At 72.9% G+C, this 1,459-nt stretch carries 2 protein-coding genes; both read left to right on the top strand.

Annotated features, from left to right (window positions below; genetic code table 11):
• A partial coding sequence (locus tag AB0C29_RS48195) for a methyl-accepting chemotaxis protein (protein WP_360835057.1) occupies positions 1 to 597 on the top strand: 597 nt, incomplete at its 5' end.
• 21 nt (positions 598 to 618) lie between these two features.
• A complete protein-coding gene (locus AB0C29_RS48190) occupies positions 619 to 1,182 on the top strand; it encodes an AAA family ATPase (protein WP_360835055.1) in 564 nt (187 codons plus the stop codon).
• Positions 1,183 to 1,459 lie beyond the last annotated feature (277 nt).

Genomic DNA, 1,459 nt, shown 5'->3' with positions numbered 1-1,459 from the left:
GCGATGAGCGCCACCGACGCGGCCCAGGTGGCGGCCGGCGCGGTGGCCACGGCCGCGCAGGCCCAGCAGCTCATGTCCAAGCTGGACGCCTCGTCGGCCGAGATCGACAGCGTGGTCAAGGCGATCACCGCCATCGCCGAGCAGACCAACCTGCTCGCCCTCAACGCCACGATCGAGGCCGCCCGGGCCGGGGAGACCGGCAAGGGATTCGCGGTGGTGGCCGGCGAGGTCAAGGATCTGGCCCAGGAGACGGCGAAGGCCACCGAGGAGATCAGCCGGCGCACCGAGGTCATCCAGGCCGACACCCGCGCCGCGGTGGCGGCGATCGCCGGCATCGGCGACGTGATCGAGAGGGTCAACGACTACCAGAACACCATCGCCTCGGCCGTGGAGGAACAGAGCGCCACGACCAACGGCATGACCGGCGACCTGAACCGGGCCGCCGGCGGCACGGCGGAGATCAGCGGGCAGCTCGCCGAGGTGGTCCAGGTGACCACGGCGACCCGGGACGCCGCCCAGGCCACCGAGACGACGGCGGCCGAGCTCGCCGACATCTCCGGCCGGCTGAACACGATGGTCGCCGTCTTCCGCTACTGACTGTGTTGTAACGTCCGGTCCATGCCGTCGTCCTCCAGCCCCCGGCGGTACGTGATCACCGGCGCCCCGGGGGCCGGCAAGTCGACCCTCCTGCAGCTACTGGGCCGGCGCGGGTACGCCGTGGTCGACGAGGCAGCCACCGACGTCATCGCCCGCGAGCAGGCCCGGGGCAACGCCGAGCCGTGGCGCGAGGAAAGCTTCATCGCCGCGGTGGCCCAGCTCCAGCACGAACGCCAGGAGCTCCCGCCGCCCGCCGGCACCGCCGTCCAGTTCTTCGACCGGTCGCCGCTGTGCACAGTCGCACTGGCCCGCTACAGCGATCGGCCGGTGCCGCCGTCGCTGGCGATCGAGGTCGCCCGGGTCCTCGCCGAGGGCATCTACCGGCCGCGGGTCTTCTTCGTCCGGCTGCTCGGTTTCATCACCCCGACGGCGGCCCGCCGGATCAGCTACGCGGATTCGGTACGGTTCGAGCGTTTCCACGAGCAGGCCTACCGCGAGCACGGCTTCGAGCTCGTCGACGTGCCGCCCGGGCCGCCGGAGCAGCGGGCGGAGCTGATCGCCCGGGCCGTCGCCGGAGACGGCTGAGCCCACTCCACCGGGGTTGTCCACAGGGCCCGGAACCGGGGTCGCGGCGGCTCATGATCACACCGTATGGTGTGGCTCCCTCGGCCGCGCCGGACGCGGTCGTGTCGGTGGGAGGACCTCAACATGGCACGGTGGTCTCGGTCGAGGCTGCGCAATTACGGCATCGCCGCGGTGGCGCTGCTCGGCGGCTCGCTGCTGGTCATCCCGGCGGTCTCGCAGGCCGGCGAGGAGCCACCGGCCCGGCCGGCGACGGCGCAGGCACCCGCGGCGGAGCCCG

The sequence above is a fragment of the Actinoplanes sp. NPDC048791 genome (assembly GCF_040650095.1).
Lineage (GTDB): Bacteria > Actinomycetota > Actinomycetes > Mycobacteriales > Micromonosporaceae > Actinoplanes.
This window is presented reverse-complemented; position numbering and strand designations above follow the sequence as displayed.